Raw genomic sequence first — 15,514 nt, 5'->3', positions numbered from 1 at the left:
GCTTACCTTCCCACCAATCCGGTGTGGTTGATCAGGACGTCGAGGGCTTCATCCACGGCCGTCATGGCCCGGGCGGCCGCTTGGTATGCGTGCTGGTTGCTCAGGAGGCTGATGTTCTCCTCGTCGAGGCTGACGGACGCACCGGAGGAACGCTGCCCGACGGCGGCAGTGCTCGCCGCGTCGGCGAGCTGCTGGTGCTGCTGTGCGGACTGGGACGCCGTGCCGATTCCTGTGACGATTCCGGACCACAAAGCGTCAGGGGAACCCTGTCCGGCGCCGATTTGGGCAACTGCGTCGGCGATCTTGCCGTCAAGGGCGCCGGAGCCGGGGCTGCCGGTCGCCATTCCCGCGGCGCTCGTCGGGACAATGCTGAGCGACAGGGCCGCCGGGGCGCCCGGGGTGGTTGCGAAGAAATCGAGGTTTGAGGCGCCGGTGGTGGACTGCCCAGTGCGGTGCACGGCATTGACGTCATTCATGAGCTTGGTGGCGAAGGCGTCGTACGACGCAGCGGCCTCGGAGATGGCGCCTCCCGCGCCTCCCGCCGCCGGGGAAAGAAGCGAGACCGCGCCGGCGAGCTTTCCGCCGTCGAGGGGAACCGCCACACCCGGGCGATCGGCCCATTCCAACTGCACCGGTCCCCCCAACTGCACTGCGGAACCCGGCGCGCCCATGCTTGCCTGGCCGCTCAAAGTGAGGTCGCGGTGGGAAGTACCCGAGACGATGGCGTTGCCGCCGACAAAGACATCCACCGTGCCGTCGGCGTTGTCCCGGACAGTTCCACCAGCCAGGGAGGCGATGGTTTCAGTCACCTTGTTACGTGCGTCGATGATCTCATTGGCGGAACCACCCGAGGCCGTGACGGAACGGATGGTTGCGTTGAAACCGGCCACGCGGGCGGCGGCATCGTTCAGGGTGGCGACGGTGCTTTGGGTTTCGCCGCGAATCCGCGTCCACTGTGAATCCAAGGCCTTGTAGCCCGCCGACACTGTGTTGGCGAGGGTGGTGCCAGCTTGAAGCAGCACGCCGGCCGGGGCTGCTTCTCCCGGGTGGTTGGAGACGCCCTGCCACGAGGACCAGAAAGTCTGGAGCGCCGTCGATATTCCGGCGGGCCCGGGCTCGTTCAGGGAGCCTTCGAGTTGCTGGAGCTGCGTGGACCGATAGCCGGCGAAACCGGCCTGGGCCGCGCTGGAGCGCACCCCGGCATCGAGGAAGCTGTTGCCCAGGCGGGCGATCCCGTCCACCGACACGCCTTGACCTGCCTGTGCGCCCGCTGTGAAGAGACCCGTGCGCGCGGGTGCGCCGACGGCCGATTGCTCGATCCGCTGCCTCGTGTACCCGTCAGTGCCGGCGTTGGCGATGTTCTGTCCGGCAACGTTGATGCCCTGTTGCGCTGCGGTGAGGCCCAGGTAGGCCGTATTGAGTCCGCCGAATGTGCTCAATGTTGTGTGTCCTTTGGTGATCCGGGCCTGAGTGGGTGCGGCCTTTGGTTGTCCGGCTACGTTTGATGAGTTTCGGTCAGAGTTGCTGGTCGAAAAGGCGGGACGGGGTTGAGTCTGCGGTCCTGCCCTGGGAACCGGTCCGCCCGTGGGAGTCGTAGGTCCCGGCCGTCGGCTTCAGATCCGCCATGGTTTCCTGGGTGGAACGGACGGCGGCGCGAAGGAACTGCTCGTTCGAATCACGCAGCCCCTTGATGGTGGCGGTCTGTTGCTGCATCGCGTTCAGGTGCGAGGACAGGACATCAGCCCAGGCTTCTTCTGGAGCGGACGAGGCCAGCTCGCCCAGTGAAGACTCGGCAGGCAAGCCCCATTGCTCTGCCACCGCCGCCACTTCCACCGCCCTTGCAAGCCCGGCCTTGGACAGGTGCCCCAGGACCTGTTCCACTTCCCGGGTGCCATGCGGCAACCAGCGGGATTTGCCTGCCGTGAGGAGCAGTTGCTCTTCCTCCAGCTTGAATGTCAGCAGATCCAGCAGCTCACGTTCTCGCCACAGCAGCGCCGACAGTTCATGGATGGCCATGTCGGGTCAACTCCAGTTCCGGGTTCTTTTTTCGGGTGCGTTGCCGCGGGAAAGCACTTCCCCTGTGCCTTCGCCGCGTTGAAAACAACTATCGGCTGCCGCCGCCCATGCGTTAGGCGCTGTTTATGCATGATCTATTCGCTTTGTCCAGTCAAACGACGGGCGGCGGAACTTGTGGCCTGCGGCAAATTTTCCTGCGGCGTTTTGCTAACCAAACGGGGCCACTGTTCCGATAACCAGAAGTGACAGGCCACGGACGGCCTGGGAGTTCCAGCAGACCCAATCACGGAGGAATACATCATGGGCATGGCAATCAACACAAACCTGATGGCGAACAACGCTTACGGCAACCTCAACCGCACGCAGAACGACGTGTCCAAGTCCATGGAGAAGCTCTCCAGCGGCCTGCGCATCAACCGTGCAGCTGACGACGCAGCAGGCCTGGCAATTTCGGAAGGCCTGAAATCCCAGGTCAGCGGCTCGGCAGTCGCCGCCCGCAACGCCCAGGACGGCATCTCGGTCATCCAGACCACTGAAGGCGCACTGACTGAAGTCCATTCGATCCTCCAGCGCATGCGTGACCTCGCTGTCCAGGGCTCGAACGACACCAACAACGCCGCATCCCGCTCAGCGATCAAGGGTGAAGGTGACTCACTCGGCAAGGAACTGGACCGTCTCACGCAGTCCACGCAGTTCAACGGCATCGACCTGCTCAAGGGTGCGGCTGGAAACAGCGGCGCGGCCCTGAACATCCAGGTCGGCACCGGCGGCAGCGCCAACGACAAGATCGCCGTGAACCTCGGTGACGTCGCAACCGCCGTCGGAACCGGCGCGACGGGCCTCTCCGGCGCAGCTGGTGCCGCAGGCTTCAAGGTGGACACGAGCGCCAACGCTCAGCTGACCATCGCTGCCGTTGACACCGCCATCGCGGCAGTTTCGGCTCAGCGTGCGGACCTGGGTGCAACCCAGAACCGTTTGGAGCACGCCACGAAGACCCTCCAGGTCTCCGGCGAAAACCTGCAGGCAGCCGAGTCCCGCATCACGGACACGGACATGGCTTCGGAAATGGTCAAGTACACCAAGGCCAACATCATGTCCCAGGCCGGCACGGCAATGCTCGCCCAGGCTAACCAGTCCGGCCAGGGCGTTCTCTCGCTCCTGCGCTAAGACCTTCCGGTAGCTGACCGGTAATCAGCGAATGGCGGCCAGGACGGGAGCACACCCCTGGCCGCCATTCGCGTCCCGATCCCGCCGACAAAACCAATACCTCCGGAAGGACCGAACGTGGCAAGCTCGATCGACGGCCTCGCCAGCGGCTTGAACACCACCTCCATCATTGATTCGCTCATGGCGGTGGAAGCGCAACCGCAGACACAACTGAAGACGAAGCTTGCGTCAGACCAGACAATGATTTCGACGCTTCAGTCGCTCAACTCGAAGTTGTCATCGCTGAAGGACCTCGCGAGCGGCGACTCGGCCGTGAACGCCTTGAACTTGTTCACCGCCACCACGAGTGCGCCGTCGATCACTGCGACGGCGACCACCTCCGCGACGGCGGGCTCCATCGACGTCACCGTCACCCAGCTTGCCCAGAGCCAAGTGGACGTCACTGCCGCAATGAGCAGCTGGCCCACCGACGGATCAGGTGCACCCGCACACCTGACGCTCGTCGACTCCGCGGGGAAACAGACCGAGATCACGCCGGCATCCACCTCTCTTGACGACGTCGTGACGGCGATCAACGCGGCATCCGGCCCGGCCCGTGCCGTGAAGGTCCCGGCAGGCAACGGAACCTATCGCCTTCAACTGACCGCAGCCACGTCAGGCGCGGCTGGAGCCTTCAGCGTCTACCAGGGCACGGCAGCACAGGTAAGCGCGGGCACCGCGAGCGACCTAATGGCTGACCCCTCCGCCGCCGTCGTCAAGGCCGCCCAGGACGCCAAAGCGACCATGTACGCAGGCACTCCGGCAGCACAGACAATCACGTCCGGAACCAACACCTTCACCGATCTGCTTCCCGGCGTATCAGTGACGGCCTCCGCCGTCACTGCCGGACCGGTGACCGTGAACATTGCGAGCGACTCCGCAGGCATCACCAAAAAGGCCGGGGATTTGGTGAACGCGGTCAATGACGTCCTCGGCTTCGTGTCCATATACAGCGCGGTGACCCAGACGACGAACGCTAATGGCGCGTCAGTGGCCAGCGGCGGGATCTTCAGCGGCAACAGCAGTGTCCGCTCGGTCAACGATCAGGTCTTCTCAGCCATGTCGATGCCCGTGAACGGGAAGTCCCCCTCCGAATACGGAATCAACGTCACCCGGGATGGAAACTTCACTTTTGACGCGGCCAAGCTCCAATCGTCCCTGGCTTCGGATCCGGCCGGGACGCAGGCAGCGCTCCAGACCATTGCGTCCCGGGTGTCCGACGCGGCCACCAGCGCTACCGATCCGTTCACTGGTTCGGTGACCGCCCTGATCAAGGGGCAACAATCCGAAGTGGCTGACCTGGGCAGCCAGATCTCCGATTGGGACCAGCGCTTGGCCACCAGGCGGCAGACCCTGCAAACCACGTACAACGCCATGGAAGTGGCCCTTGGCCAACTCAACGCCCAGCAATCATGGCTCACAGGCCAGATTGCCGGCCTTTCGAGCTCGACGAAGTAAGGAGCGTAAAGCATGACCTCCACAGCCCTCCGCGCCAGCCAGCTTTCCCGGTACAACGACGACGCCGTCCTTTCGGCCCCGCCGGCCAGGCTTCTCACGATGCTGTATGACCGGCTGCTCCTGGACCTGAACCGCGCCCAGTTCGCCCAGGAGAATGCCAACTGGGGTGTCGCAAGCGAAAACCTGCTGCATGCCCAGTCGATCGTCACGGAGCTGTCCTCTACCCTGAAGACCGATGTGTGGGATGGCGCGCCTGGGCTGCTGAGCATCTATCAGTACGCGATGGAAGCCATGATCGGGGCCAACATCTACCGCGACGTCAACCGGACCAAGGAATGCATCGCGCTGCTGGAGCCGCTGCGGCAAGGCTGGCACGACGCCGCCTCGCAACTGCCGGTCCAGGCCGCGGTATCCGGCATGGCAAGGACGAACGGCACTCTTGGTGTCGGCTGATCCGGTCCAGGAATGGTCCGAAATCCTGGATCGGCTTGAAGCAAACATCGCCGTGGCCGTCTCCGGCGGCGAGGCTGAGCCATGGAATCCGCCTGCGAACGCCGGACCACTTCCTGAAGAGCTGGCGGACCGGGCACGCCGGATCCTGGACGCGCAGCAGGAGTCCATGGCCATGCTCGGCAAGGTCCGCAACGATGCACTCACCCACTTGGACGCCCTCAGCACCGTCCCGGACAGCCAAAGTTCGGCGCGCCCGCTGTTTCTCGACGTGCAGGGCTGACGAGAAAGTATCGAAAACATTCCCCTCATCGGCTAACGGATGGCCCGCGGTTGCCGATGGTGGAAGTTGAGCAGGGATGCTCGATGCACGGCCACGGATCGGCGTCTTCAAACTATTCGCGAAGGCAGGCCGTCGTGTTCGAGTCAGTGACTTCTGTTGCCCTTGGTAGCGCCCTGGACGGGCTCTCATTGCGCCAGCGCACCATCGCCAACAACATCGCCAACATCAACACGCCGAACTACCACGCCAAAAGGGTCCAGTTCGAAGACGCCCTTGCGGCCTCGGTGAGCGCCGGAGATGGGCAGACCGCGCCGACCGTCACCGCCTCCCAGGAACCCACCCAGCTCAACGGCAACAACGTGAACCTGGACACCGAGACCCTCTCGAACGTGGACACCGTCTTGCGCTACCAGTTCGCCTCCCGGGCCATAGGCGAGCAATTCACCGCCCTCCGCACGGCCATGAGGACCAGCTGATGACTTTCGACGCGATCGGGATCGCCGGCTCCGCACTCACTGTCCACCGCAAATGGCTCGACGCCGTTTCCGACAACCTGGCCAACATGAATACCGCCACGCGCACCAGCGGCAAGGCGTTCCAAGCCCGCTACATTGAGGCCGCCGAGGGCAGCAACGGAAACGGCGTGTACGTCAAGAGCACCCCTCAGGGCAGCGCAACTGGCAGGCTCGTGTATCAACCGGACCATCCGCTTGCCGATGCCCAAGGCTACGTCCGTTACCCGGACATCGACCTCGCCGAACAGATGGGTGCCCTGATTGTGGCGCAACGCGGCTACCAGGCCAACGCCCAAGTGGTCGACCGTGCCCGTGAGACTTACCAGGCAGCGCTTGAGATAGGAAAATCCTGATGGCTTTGGACCCGATCGGCGCAATTCAAGGTGGCGGAGGACTTTCGGTGCAGGGCGTCACCGGCACCGGCTACCTAGGCACAAACAACATAAGCGGAGCCACCGGAACATCGGACGGCAATGGCTTTGCGACCGCGCTGACCGGTGCCGTGGACAACCTCCAGTCCCTGCAATCGACGTCGAACCAGCTCGCAGTGTCTGCGGTGACGGGCAACCTTGACGACATCCACAAGGCGACAATCGCTGCCACCCGCGCCCAGATCACCATCGAGCTTGTCTCCACGGTGCGGAACAAGGGTGTTGACGCGTTCAACGAGATCATGAGGATGCAGGCCTGATGCCTCCACAGATTGCCGCCTTCTTCCGCAAGATGGGCGATGGATTCAAGGGGTTCACCGCCGGGCAGCGCACCATCGCCATCATCGGCATCGCCGTCCTGGTGCTCGGCGGAGTGGCATTGTCAGCATGGTTGGGCAAGCCGTCCTACTCGCCGCTGTTCTCCGGTTTGAAGGACACGGATGCCAACGGAATCGTGGAGCAGCTGCGCAAGGACAATGTCCCGTATGAGCTCAGCAATGGCGGTTCCACCATCCTGGTTCCCGATGACAAGGTTAACGACGAACGGCTGAAAGCCGCCGCGGCGGGCCTTCCTGCGGCCGCGGCCACGGGCTATTCGCTGCTCGACAAGCTCGGGGTAACCTCGTCCGAGTTCCAGCAGTCCGTGACTTACAAGCGTGCGCTCGAGGGCGAACTCGCCACCACCATCCAGGCCATGGACGGCGTGAAGACAGCGGCCGTGCAGTTGGCCATTCCGGCCAAGACAGTTTTCGTGGACAAGGCTCCCGACGCCACTGCATCCGTGTTCGTGGAAACGCAGCCAGGCACCACCCTGTCTGCCGATAAGGTCCAGGCGATCGTGCACTTGACGTCCGCCGCGATAGAAAACCTGAAGCCGACCAACGTGACCGTGGTGGATTCCCAAGGCAACGTCCTCTCCACGGTGGGTGGGGGAGCCACGGGTTCCTCGTCCAAGCAAGCCGCCGACTACCAACAGCGCACCTCCGATTCGGTGAAGGCCGTGCTGGACCGGGTAGTGGGACCGGGCAACGCCACCGTCGCCGTCGCGGCCGACGTGACCGCCGAGTCCGCGCAGCAGCGCAGCGAGACGTTCTCCACGGCCAAGGATGCCGCTCCGCTCAGCGAGACCACCAAGACCGAGAAGTACACGGGGTCCGGCGGCGGCGCCTCCGGTGTCCTTGGCCCGGACAACATCGCCGTGCCGGGCGGCACCAACGGCAACGGAACGTTCGACTCCAGCGACACCACCAAGAACAACGCCGTCAACAAGGTCACGGAAGACCGCACCATTCCGCAAGGCGCCGTGAAACGCCAGACCATCTCAGTGGCGATCAACCAGTCGGCTGCGGCCGGACTCAACGTCAACTCGGTCAAGGCTCTCGTTACTTCCGCGGCGGGCGTCGATCCTACCCGCGGCGACGTGGTGACGGTTGAAGTGCTGCCGTTCAGTACCTCGGCCGCAGACGCGGCGGCCCAGGCATTGGGCGCGGCCAAAGCGCAAGCCGATGCCAAGCAACAGTCGGATTTGATGAACACGCTCATCCTGGCGGGCAGCATCCTGCTGGCAGTTGTAGCGCTGATCGTGCTTGTGCTGATCCTCCTGCGGCGCAGGCAGCGACGCGAACCGGTTGACCTTGGCGAACGCCTTGACTACGAGATGCTGCCGCAAGGCGTCTCCACGCCGGCGCTCGAAGGGCCGCCTGCCACGTCGGCGATCGAACTGCCGCCTGTGCATCCCGTTCCGGCCTTACCGATGTCCGGCTTGCCGATACCAGGCGCCGAGGCTCTCGACGGCGAGCGGCGTCGGGCCCAGATTGAGGCCATGGTTGCCGAGAACCCGGCCCGGACCGCCGACTACCTGCGCGGACTCATGGATGAAAGGCAGTCCGTATGAGGGCCGGGGAGTTGGACGTAAGCGGGTTGAGCGGTGCCCAGAAGGTGGCCGTGGTGCTGATGCAGATGAGCCCGGCCAGTGCGGCCTCCGTCATGACCCAATTCTCCGAATCCGAGGCCGAGGACATCGCCGCCGAGATCGTCCGCTTGCGCCGCGTCTCCTCAACCGTGGCGGACCACGTCATGACCGAGTTCCACGACCTTGCGGTCAGCGGCCGCCGCACGGCCCGCGGCGGCCAGGAATTCGCCGTCGGGCTCCTGGAAGCGTCCTTCGGTGCGGACAAAGCGGCCGGTTTCATGGACCGCCTCGCCTCGACCATGGCCGGGAAGTCGTTCGAATTCCTGGAAATGATGGATTCCGGACAGCTGCTGGCCCTCATCGACGGCGAGATGCCGCAGACCATTGCCCTGATCCTGGCGCATTTGCGGCCGGGGAAGGCTTCCGCGGTCATGGCCGGACTGGGCGACGTGCAGCGGAGCGAGGTGGCCCGTTGCATCGCCACGATGGGAATGGCTTCGCCGGAGGCCGTGGGCATCGTGGCCGAAACCCTGAAAGTTCGCGCCGGGGCGGTCATGTCGCAACGGAAGTCGAGCGAGATCGTCGGCGGCATCCAGCCCCTCGTAGACATCATCAACCGCTCGGACATCAACACCGAACGCTCCGTGCTGGAAGGCTTGGAAACGCTCGATCCGGAGCTGGCCACGGAAGTGCGCGCCCGGATGCTGACCTTCGTGGATATCGTGAAATTGGAACGCCGCGACATCCAGCAGATCCTGCGTGGCGTCAATGCCGAAGTGCTCGCTGTCGCCATGAAGGGTGCCCCTGCCGTGGTGCTCGAGGCTGTACGCACCAACGTGTCCGGCCGCAACCTCGAAATCCTGGAAGCCGAAATGGCTTCCGCCGGGCCCGTGCGCGCCTCCCAGGTTGAAGAGGCCCGGGCAGAGATTGTCCGTTCCATCCGTGAACTCGAAGCCGAAGGCGCCATCGTTGTCCGGCGCGGCGAAGAAGACGACTATGTCTACTGAGGCTGAACTCCAGAGGGTGGTCTTTCCGGACATCCAGCCGGCTGCGAGGTCGTGCAAGGAGGACCGGGGGTTCACCCAGGGGCACGCGGCAGGTTACGCCGCCGGGATCCAGGCTGCAGCTGCGGAACAGCGCCGTCTCAGCGAACAGTTCCACGCCGAACACCGCGCGATGCTCGACGCCGGACGCCTGGCTGTCGCGCAAGCTGTCCGCGTACTCGAAGCGGCTACCGCCGCGTCCCGGGAGCGCCGCGGCGCTGTATTGGAGGAAGCGCAGGACGTGTTGGCGGCCAGCGCGATCGAGCTTACCGAAGCCGTCCTGGGCTACGAACTCAAGCACGGAGGGAACACTGCCCGCGCCGCGTTGGCCCGTGCCCTTGGCGCCGTGTCCGGAGTGGAAACCGTGACTGCGGTGCGCCTCCACCCGGTGGACCTTGCCGCGCTGGCCGCCGTCGACGTCGGGAACGTGGCCGGCGTCGAACTCAAGGCCGATCCCGCACTGAATCCCGGCGATGCGATTGCGGAATATCCGCACGGCTGGCTCGACGCCCGGCTTGGCACCGCTGTGGACAGGGCCAAGGCAGCCCTGCTGGGGAACGACTCATGAACCACACGGACTTCCGGCCGCACCCGGGCCGTTTCCGCGCAGCCCTCGCCGCCGCGGCACCGCAGCGCGTAGGTACCGTGACGTCCGTGCTCGGCCTTGGCCTGGAGGTCTCCGGGTTGGACTGTGCGGTGGGCGATCTCGTGACCGTTGGCGAGGCACCCGGGCTCGACGCCGAAGTGGTCGCCTCGGTCAGTGGTGCCGTGCGCTGCATGCCGCTGGGACGGCTGACCGGGGTGGCCGCGGGAGACCCGGCACGCTCCAAGGGCGCTCCGATCTTGGTCCCCACCGGCCGTGGCCTCTTCGGGCGGGTACTGGATGGGCTCGGGCGTCCGATCGACGGCAAAGGCCCGTTGCCCGCAAGCCCCATGGTCCCTCTGGACAACGAAGCCCCGTCGGCGATGCACCGCGCCCGGGTGGACACCCCGCTCCAGACCGGGGTCCGCGTCCTGGACACCATGGCCACTCTTGGCCGCGGGCAGCGCATGGGGTTGTTCGCCGGCTCGGGCGTCGGGAAGTCCTCGCTGCTGTCCATGATTGCCCGCGGAACGGATGCCCAAGTGTCCGTGATTGCCTTGGTGGGGGAGCGCGGACGAGAAGTGCGCGAGTTCCTGGAGGACGATCTTGGCCCCGAAGGCCTGGCCCGTTCCGTGGTGGTTGTTGCCACGTCCGATGAGCCAGCCCTCATGCGCCTGCGTGCCGCGGTCACGGCCACCCGGATTGCCGAATCGTTCCGCGAGGCTGGCCAGGACGTGGTGCTCATGATGGATTCGCTTACCCGCGTGGCCATGGCCCAGCGCGAAATAGGCCTGTCCGCCGGTGAGCCGCCCGCTACCCGCGGCTACCCGCCGTCGACCTTTTCCGTGTTGGCCCGGCTCCTGGAACGCGCAGGTACCGCCGAAACCGGATCCGTGACCGGCATCTACACGGTGCTGGTGGACGGCGACGACCACAACGAACCGATTGCCGACGCCGCCCGCTCGATCCTTGACGGACACGTAGTCCTGGACAGGAAGCTCGCCGTCACGGGGCATTTTCCCTCGGTGGACGTCCTTGGTTCGGTGTCCCGCGTGGCCTCCAAGGTCAATTCCGCCGATCGCACGGCGCTCGCGGCGTCCTTGCGCAGGGTCCTCGCCGCGCGGCGCGGCGCCCAGGACCTGATCGACGTCGGCGCTTACCACCGTGGCAGTAATCCGTTGGTCGACGCAGCCCTGGACCACGAAGCCGCCATCAACGGGTTCCTGCAGCAAAGCATGGACGAATCCACCCCCTACAGCGAGTCCTGGCCGGAACTCTTCCGGCTCTCAACAAGCCTCGAAGGAGCCGCGTGAACCGTCAATTCTCCCTGGCCGGGCTACTGCGCCTGCGCCAGACACAGCAGGACGCCGCAGCGAGTGGACTGGCCCGCGCCAACTCCCGAGGCGCATCCTTGCGATCCCGCCGGGCTACGGCCCGCGAGGAACTGGCCGAGTCTGCCGGAGATGCCGGCAGCTCCGCGTCGCTCCTGGCCATCGCGGCCTCCCGCGCATCCTCGCAAAGCATGTTGGCTGAGCTTGACGCCTTGGCCGCCAGTGCGGAGGCTGAAGCCGCAGAAGCCCGCGCGGAATACACCGAAGCCAAACGCCGTGCGGTAGGACTCGAGAAGCTCGAAACCCGCCACGGCGCCGCCTTCGAGGCTTTCGCGCTGCACGCCGAACAAAGCGTGCTGGACGAGATTGCGTCCTCCGCGTGGCACCGGAAGGCCACCTCATGAGCATGACCGAGGCCATCGGGCGCATCCAGAGCATCGAATCGATGTTGCAGCAACTGAGCCAGGGGGTCCGTCCGCAGGCCACTGCCGCGGTCGCCACCGCTTCCACAGACGCGGGAACGGCCTCTTCCACGGACGCGGCGTCCTTCGCGCAAGCGTTGAGCTCCGCCGTCGGGGGCTCGACGACGCCGGACGTGAGCCAGCTCGCTTCATCTTTGGGCGTGGGCGCGCTTTCGGGTGCTGGTACGGGCACTGCTACCGGCGCTGTCACGGGCGACGCCGTGGTGGCTGACGCTAAGAAATACGTGGGCGTCCCCTACGTCTGGGGCGGCACGAACCCGGCGGTGGGCATGGATTGCTCCGGCTTTGTGCAGCGCGTCTTCAAGGATCTCGGCGTTGAGCTGCCACGCGTCGTCAGCGACCAGATGCGGCAAGGCACTCCCGTGGCCTCCCTGGCGCAGGCCAAGCCCGGTGACCTGCTGGTCAGTTTCGGCGGCGAACACATCTCCATCTACCTCGGCAACGGCAAAGCGATCGACGCACCCGTCCCCGGCCAGACCATCCAGATCCGCGATGCATGGGAGCAGCAGTCCAACTTGACCGCCATCCGCCGCATTGTCCCCGCGGGAGGCTCATGATGCAGTTGCCTTCAGCCGGTGCGGCTGGCCCGCGTCCGGTAATTGCCGGCTCTGCGCCCTTACCGCAGTCTGGCGCTGCCGCCGGTTTTGATGCCGTGATGAGCGGCGTGTTGGCATCCGACGCGAAGACCTCGGACGGGACCGCACAGCAAGCGCCCGACGGCGGCGCTCAGGGAAAGCCTGCCAACGGCGGTCCCGGGACGGTCGCCTCGGTCGCCAAACCAGAAGGGTCGAAGGTCGCCAAGGACACGGTTGATACGCCTGGTTCGCCTGGTTCGCCTGGTGCGGTTGATGCGGCTGCTCTTGCAGGTGTCGCCGCTGTTGCGGGTGGACTTGCGGCCGCCGGAGTAGCAGTCGGAACCGCAGCTCCGCAGGCGAGCCGGCCGGGCATCGCTGTGCCGGTCAAAGACGGTGTCGTTGACGGTACGGCCCCGGCCAAAACGATTGCAGGCATCTCGGAAACAGCAAGTCTCGTCGTTGGGATGCCTGCGGGCAGCACTCACGCGACGCCGGCTGGATCGGGGGTAGGCGATGCTGTGCCGGCAGCGCTGCCACTCGGGAGCCTTGGTCAAAGCCCCACCCAAGCTGGTCCGTTCCCGGCCAGCCCACTTCCCAATAGCTCACCTCCCACTAGCCCGCAGCCGGCCTCCGCTCTGCCCGCCAGCCCACAGCCGGCTGGCACCGTGCCCGCCAGCCCACTGCCCTCCGCCCTGCCGGGCACCCGGCCCACCAGCAAGCTGCCCGTTGGCCTCGAACCAGCGGTCAACGTGACCGCAGCGCAGCCGCGCGAGTCCGGGACCGCCGTCGTCCTTCCCACCGGGAAACCCGCCGTGCAACAGGACCCGCAGCGGGTCCTCGGGCAGGACGGCCCGGCCGCCCCGGCATCTGGGCTTCCCGCGGGGATTCACGCCGGAATTCCGGTGCTGGTGCAGCCAGCGTCGCCCCTCCAGCGAGCCCCTTCTGCAGCCCCTCCTGGCATCGCAACGCCCACGCCCTTGGCGGACCCGGCGAAGCTGCTGCCCCAAGTGTCCGTGCCGCTGTTCTCGCTTGCATCCGCGGCGCCCGGCGCGCACGTGATGACCTTGAAGCTGTCGCCGGAGGACCTCGGTCCACTGACTGTCCGGGCGCATATCGAGGGCGCTTGGGTTCGGATCGAATTGTTCGCCCCCGGAGAAGCCGGCCGTGAGGCAGTGCGCAGCATCCTGCCGGAACTGCGGCGCGGACTCGGGGAATCGGGCTTCGGTGCCAGCCTCGACCTGTCCGAGCACAACGCTCCGGCCGATTCCGGTGCGGGCGGCTCGGACCCCCGGGACCGGCGCCCGGCGGAAAGCCCTGCTTTCCCACGGGGCAGCGACGGCGAGTCGCTTCGCCTGGCGCGGACCGCCGTTGTACCTCCCCGAAGTATTACCAGCAGCCTGGACATTCTCGTTTGATGAAGGAGAGCCAATAGTGACCATCCAAGCCATCGCGGCAAGCAGCGGAGTCCAGCCCGGAACCACGGCTGGAGCCACCGCGGCCAAGCCCGCGCAGACCATGGACTCGAGCATGTTCATGTCCCTGCTGGTGACACAGCTGAAAAACCAGGACCCGAGCGCCCCCATGGACACGAACCAGATGATGAGCCAGACCGTCCAGCTGTCCATGATGGAGAAAATGACGGAACTCACCGCAGACGCCAAGGAGAGTTTTTCGCTCCAGATGCGCAGCGCCGCGGCACAAATCATCGGGCACAACGTCAGCTACGCGCTCGCGGACGGGACAAAGGGATCGGGCGTCGCGAGCTCGGTTTCCTTTGCGGCCGGAACCCCCACTGTGGCGGTCGGAGGAGTGAACGTTCCGCTCGACTCCATCAGCGGGATGACGGCCGCCAATTCGCCCACCGCTTCGCCCACCGCCTGACTCTCCTCCCCTGAACCACCCGAAGAAAGGCAACACCATGCTTCGTTCGCTGTACTCCGGAATCTCTGGCCTCCGTGCCCACCAGGCCATGCTGGACGTCACGGGAAACAACATCGCCAACGTGAATACGGCCGGCTTCAAGGCTTCCTCCACCCAGTTCCAGGACACGCTCTCGCAGATGACCCAGGGCGCCGGCGCCCCGCAGGCCGAAACCGGTGGCACCAACCCCGCACAGATCGGCCTCGGGGTGCGCGTGGCGGGAGTCAGCACCAACTTCAGCCAGGGTTCATCGCAGAACACCGGTCGAGCCACTGACATGATGATCTCCGGCGACGGCTTCTTCGTCACCAGCAAGGCCGGCCAGCAGCTCTACACCCGCGCCGGCGCCTTCGACATGGACGCGGCGGGCCGTCTCGTGAGCCCCGACGGAGGCATCCTGCAGGGCTGGTCCGCCGCAAACGGGGCCGTGAACTTGGGAGGCCCCGTTGGCCCGATCGCCCTCTCGCCCAATACGACGTCGGCCGCCGTTGCCACCACCAAGGCGTCGCTGGACGGCAACCTCCCGTCCGATGCGGCCGTCGGGACCAGCGTCGAGCGCCAGGTCAAGGTCTACGACGCCGACGGCGCCGCGCGCAGCCTGACCCTGACGTTCAGCCGCGCTGCGGGCGGCTGGGATGTGGCCGGGGCAGACTCCAACGGCGCCACGGGCAACTCGACGCTCACGTTCACGAACGGTGCGCTGACCTCGGGCGGTGCCATGACCGTCGGCGGTATCACGGTGGACATGTCCACTGTTACCGGCTTCGCCGCCATGAGCACACTCACGGTCGGCAGCCAGAACGGATCCGAGGCAGGCAAACTGGAGTCCTTCACCCTCGGCGGCGACGGCTCACTCATCGGCTCGTTCAGCAACGGCAGCAAACAGGTTCTGGCACGCGTGGCCCTTGCCCGCTTCACCAACCCCGGCGGCCTCGAGAAATCCGGTAGCTCGACATACGTGGCCACCGCCAACTCCGGCACGGCCCAGTTGGGAGCACCGGGCGACGCCGGACTCGGTACCTTGACTGCTGGAGCCCTCGAAATGTCCAATGTGGACCTCTCCCAGGAATTCACCAACCTGATCGTGGCCCAGCGCGGCTTCCAGGCGAACGCCCGCATCATCACGACGTCGGATGAGGTCCTGCAGGAGCTGACGAACCTGAAGCACTAGCATTCCGGGCTGCGCCGAACCCGGGTCGCGTCACGCCACGCACTTTTTTGGCGCTGCGACGCCTCCGGAACCCCGGAATCCCGGGCTTGCCGTCTGTTGGGGGCGCTGAAAGTCTGCTCGGCGTGACGCTGCCCGTTC

At 65.8% G+C, this 15,514-nt stretch carries 18 protein-coding genes; 16 read left to right on the top strand and 2 right to left on the bottom strand.

Annotated features, from left to right (window positions below; genetic code table 11):
- Positions 1–2: 2 nt before the first annotated feature.
- Both flgK and flgN read right to left on the bottom strand, forming a co-directional pair.
- Entirely contained in the window at positions 3–1,439 is a 1,437-nt protein-coding gene (gene flgK / locus AB4074_RS05885) for a flagellar hook-associated protein FlgK (protein ID WP_441412523.1), read from the bottom strand.
- 76 nt (positions 1,440–1,515) lie between these two features.
- On the bottom strand, positions 1,516–2,016 hold the full coding sequence (flgN, locus tag AB4074_RS05880) for a flagellar export chaperone FlgN (protein WP_441412522.1): 501 nt from the start codon (positions 2,014–2,016) through the stop codon (positions 1,516–1,518).
- Positions 2,017–2,316: 300 nt separating this feature from the next.
- Between flgN and AB4074_RS05875 the strand changes: the two genes are divergently transcribed.
- The 16 genes from AB4074_RS05875 to AB4074_RS05800 all read left to right on the top strand — a co-directional run bounded on the left by AB4074_RS05875 (position 2,317) and on the right by AB4074_RS05800 (position 15,376).
- Complete coding sequence (locus tag AB4074_RS05875) at positions 2,317–3,183, top strand: flagellin N-terminal helical domain-containing protein (RefSeq protein WP_284982081.1); 867 nt, start codon at positions 2,317–2,319, stop codon at positions 3,181–3,183.
- 117 nt (positions 3,184–3,300) lie between these two features.
- Positions 3,301–4,680, top strand: a complete 1,380-nt coding sequence (gene fliD, locus AB4074_RS05870) for a flagellar filament capping protein FliD (protein WP_441412521.1) — start codon at positions 3,301–3,303, stop codon at positions 4,678–4,680.
- 12 nt (positions 4,681–4,692) lie between these two features.
- A complete protein-coding gene (fliS, locus tag AB4074_RS05865; RefSeq protein WP_441412520.1) occupies positions 4,693–5,133 on the top strand; it encodes a flagellar export chaperone FliS in 441 nt (146 codons plus the stop codon).
- Entirely contained in the window at positions 5,123–5,413 is a 291-nt protein-coding gene (locus AB4074_RS05860) for a hypothetical protein (RefSeq protein ID WP_441412519.1), read from the top strand. The genes fliS and AB4074_RS05860 overlap by 11 nt, the downstream gene beginning before the upstream one ends.
- A gap of 134 nt (positions 5,414–5,547) precedes the next feature.
- Positions 5,548–5,889 carry a flagellar basal body rod protein FlgB gene (locus AB4074_RS05855; RefSeq protein ID WP_441412518.1) on the top strand — a complete coding sequence of 114 codons (342 nt, stop codon included), beginning with the start codon at positions 5,548–5,550 and terminating at the stop codon, positions 5,887–5,889.
- A complete protein-coding gene (locus AB4074_RS05850) occupies positions 5,889–6,281 on the top strand; it encodes a flagellar basal body rod protein FlgC (RefSeq protein WP_236815521.1) in 393 nt (130 codons plus the stop codon). The genes AB4074_RS05855 and AB4074_RS05850 overlap by 1 nt, the downstream gene beginning before the upstream one ends.
- Entirely contained in the window at positions 6,281–6,619 is a 339-nt protein-coding gene (gene fliE / locus AB4074_RS05845; RefSeq protein ID WP_441412517.1) for a flagellar hook-basal body complex protein FliE, read from the top strand. Before AB4074_RS05850 ends, fliE begins: the two co-directional genes overlap by 1 nt.
- Complete coding sequence (gene fliF, locus AB4074_RS05840) at positions 6,619–8,253, top strand: flagellar basal-body MS-ring/collar protein FliF (RefSeq protein ID WP_441412516.1); 1,635 nt, start codon at positions 6,619–6,621, stop codon at positions 8,251–8,253. The genes fliE and fliF overlap by 1 nt, the downstream gene beginning before the upstream one ends.
- Positions 8,250–9,278, top strand: a complete 1,029-nt coding sequence (fliG, locus tag AB4074_RS05835) for a flagellar motor switch protein FliG (protein WP_441412515.1) — start codon at positions 8,250–8,252, stop codon at positions 9,276–9,278. The genes fliF and fliG overlap by 4 nt, the downstream gene beginning before the upstream one ends.
- Positions 9,268–9,882 carry a FliH/SctL family protein gene (locus tag AB4074_RS05830; protein ID WP_441412514.1) on the top strand — a complete coding sequence of 205 codons (615 nt, stop codon included), beginning with the start codon at positions 9,268–9,270 and terminating at the stop codon, positions 9,880–9,882. Before fliG ends, AB4074_RS05830 begins: the two co-directional genes overlap by 11 nt.
- Positions 9,879–11,210, top strand: a complete 1,332-nt coding sequence (locus AB4074_RS05825; protein ID WP_441412513.1) for a FliI/YscN family ATPase — start codon at positions 9,879–9,881, stop codon at positions 11,208–11,210. The genes AB4074_RS05830 and AB4074_RS05825 overlap by 4 nt, the downstream gene beginning before the upstream one ends.
- A complete protein-coding gene (locus AB4074_RS05820; RefSeq protein WP_441412512.1) occupies positions 11,207–11,632 on the top strand; it encodes a flagellar FliJ family protein in 426 nt (141 codons plus the stop codon). Before AB4074_RS05825 ends, AB4074_RS05820 begins: the two co-directional genes overlap by 4 nt.
- Complete coding sequence (locus AB4074_RS05815) at positions 11,629–12,267, top strand: C40 family peptidase (protein ID WP_441412511.1); 639 nt, start codon at positions 11,629–11,631, stop codon at positions 12,265–12,267. Before AB4074_RS05820 ends, AB4074_RS05815 begins: the two co-directional genes overlap by 4 nt.
- Before the next feature lie 98 nt (positions 12,268–12,365).
- On the top strand, positions 12,366–13,700 hold the full coding sequence (locus AB4074_RS05810) for a flagellar hook-length control protein FliK (protein WP_441412510.1): 1,335 nt from the start codon (positions 12,366–12,368) through the stop codon (positions 13,698–13,700).
- Positions 13,701–13,716: 16 nt separating this feature from the next.
- Complete coding sequence (locus AB4074_RS05805) at positions 13,717–14,166, top strand: flagellar hook assembly protein FlgD (protein WP_441412509.1); 450 nt, start codon at positions 13,717–13,719, stop codon at positions 14,164–14,166.
- Positions 14,167–14,203: 37 nt separating this feature from the next.
- The gene (locus tag AB4074_RS05800) at positions 14,204–15,376 is read left to right on the top strand and encodes a flagellar hook protein FlgE (RefSeq protein WP_441412508.1); all 1,173 of its coding nucleotides are present in this window, start codon (positions 14,204–14,206) and stop codon (positions 15,374–15,376) included.
- The last annotated feature ends 138 nt before the right edge of the window (positions 15,377–15,514 follow it).

The sequence above is a fragment of the Arthrobacter sp. 2MCAF14 genome (assembly GCF_052115645.1).
Lineage (GTDB): Bacteria > Actinomycetota > Actinomycetes > Actinomycetales > Micrococcaceae > Arthrobacter.
The sequence above is the reverse complement of the archived record's forward strand: the minus strand, read 5'-3'. Positions and strand labels throughout refer to the sequence as shown.

Excerpts from the sequence above, each read along its gene's own strand:
- flgN (WP_441412522.1), bottom strand. The coding sequence starts at position 2,016 with ATGGCCATCCATGAACTGTCGGCGCTGCTGTGGCGAGAACGTGAGCTG.
- AB4074_RS05875 (WP_284982081.1), top strand. The coding sequence starts at position 2,317 with ATGGGCATGGCAATCAACACAAACCTGATGGCGAACAACGCTTACGGC.
- fliS (WP_441412520.1), top strand. The coding sequence starts at position 4,693 with ATGACCTCCACAGCCCTCCGCGCCAGCCAGCTTTCCCGGTACAACGAC.
- AB4074_RS05850 (WP_236815521.1), top strand. The coding sequence starts at position 5,889 with ATGACTTTCGACGCGATCGGGATCGCCGGCTCCGCACTCACTGTCCAC.
- fliE (WP_441412517.1), top strand. The coding sequence starts at position 6,281 with ATGGCTTTGGACCCGATCGGCGCAATTCAAGGTGGCGGAGGACTTTCG.
- fliF (WP_441412516.1), top strand. The coding sequence starts at position 6,619 with ATGCCTCCACAGATTGCCGCCTTCTTCCGCAAGATGGGCGATGGATTC.
- fliG (WP_441412515.1), top strand. The coding sequence starts at position 8,250 with ATGAGGGCCGGGGAGTTGGACGTAAGCGGGTTGAGCGGTGCCCAGAAG.
- AB4074_RS05830 (WP_441412514.1), top strand. The coding sequence starts at position 9,268 with ATGTCTACTGAGGCTGAACTCCAGAGGGTGGTCTTTCCGGACATCCAG.
- AB4074_RS05825 (WP_441412513.1), top strand. The coding sequence starts at position 9,879 with ATGAACCACACGGACTTCCGGCCGCACCCGGGCCGTTTCCGCGCAGCC.
- AB4074_RS05815 (WP_441412511.1), top strand. The coding sequence starts at position 11,629 with ATGAGCATGACCGAGGCCATCGGGCGCATCCAGAGCATCGAATCGATG.
- AB4074_RS05810 (WP_441412510.1), top strand. The coding sequence starts at position 12,366 with ATGAGCGGCGTGTTGGCATCCGACGCGAAGACCTCGGACGGGACCGCA.
- AB4074_RS05800 (WP_441412508.1), top strand. The coding sequence starts at position 14,204 with ATGCTTCGTTCGCTGTACTCCGGAATCTCTGGCCTCCGTGCCCACCAG.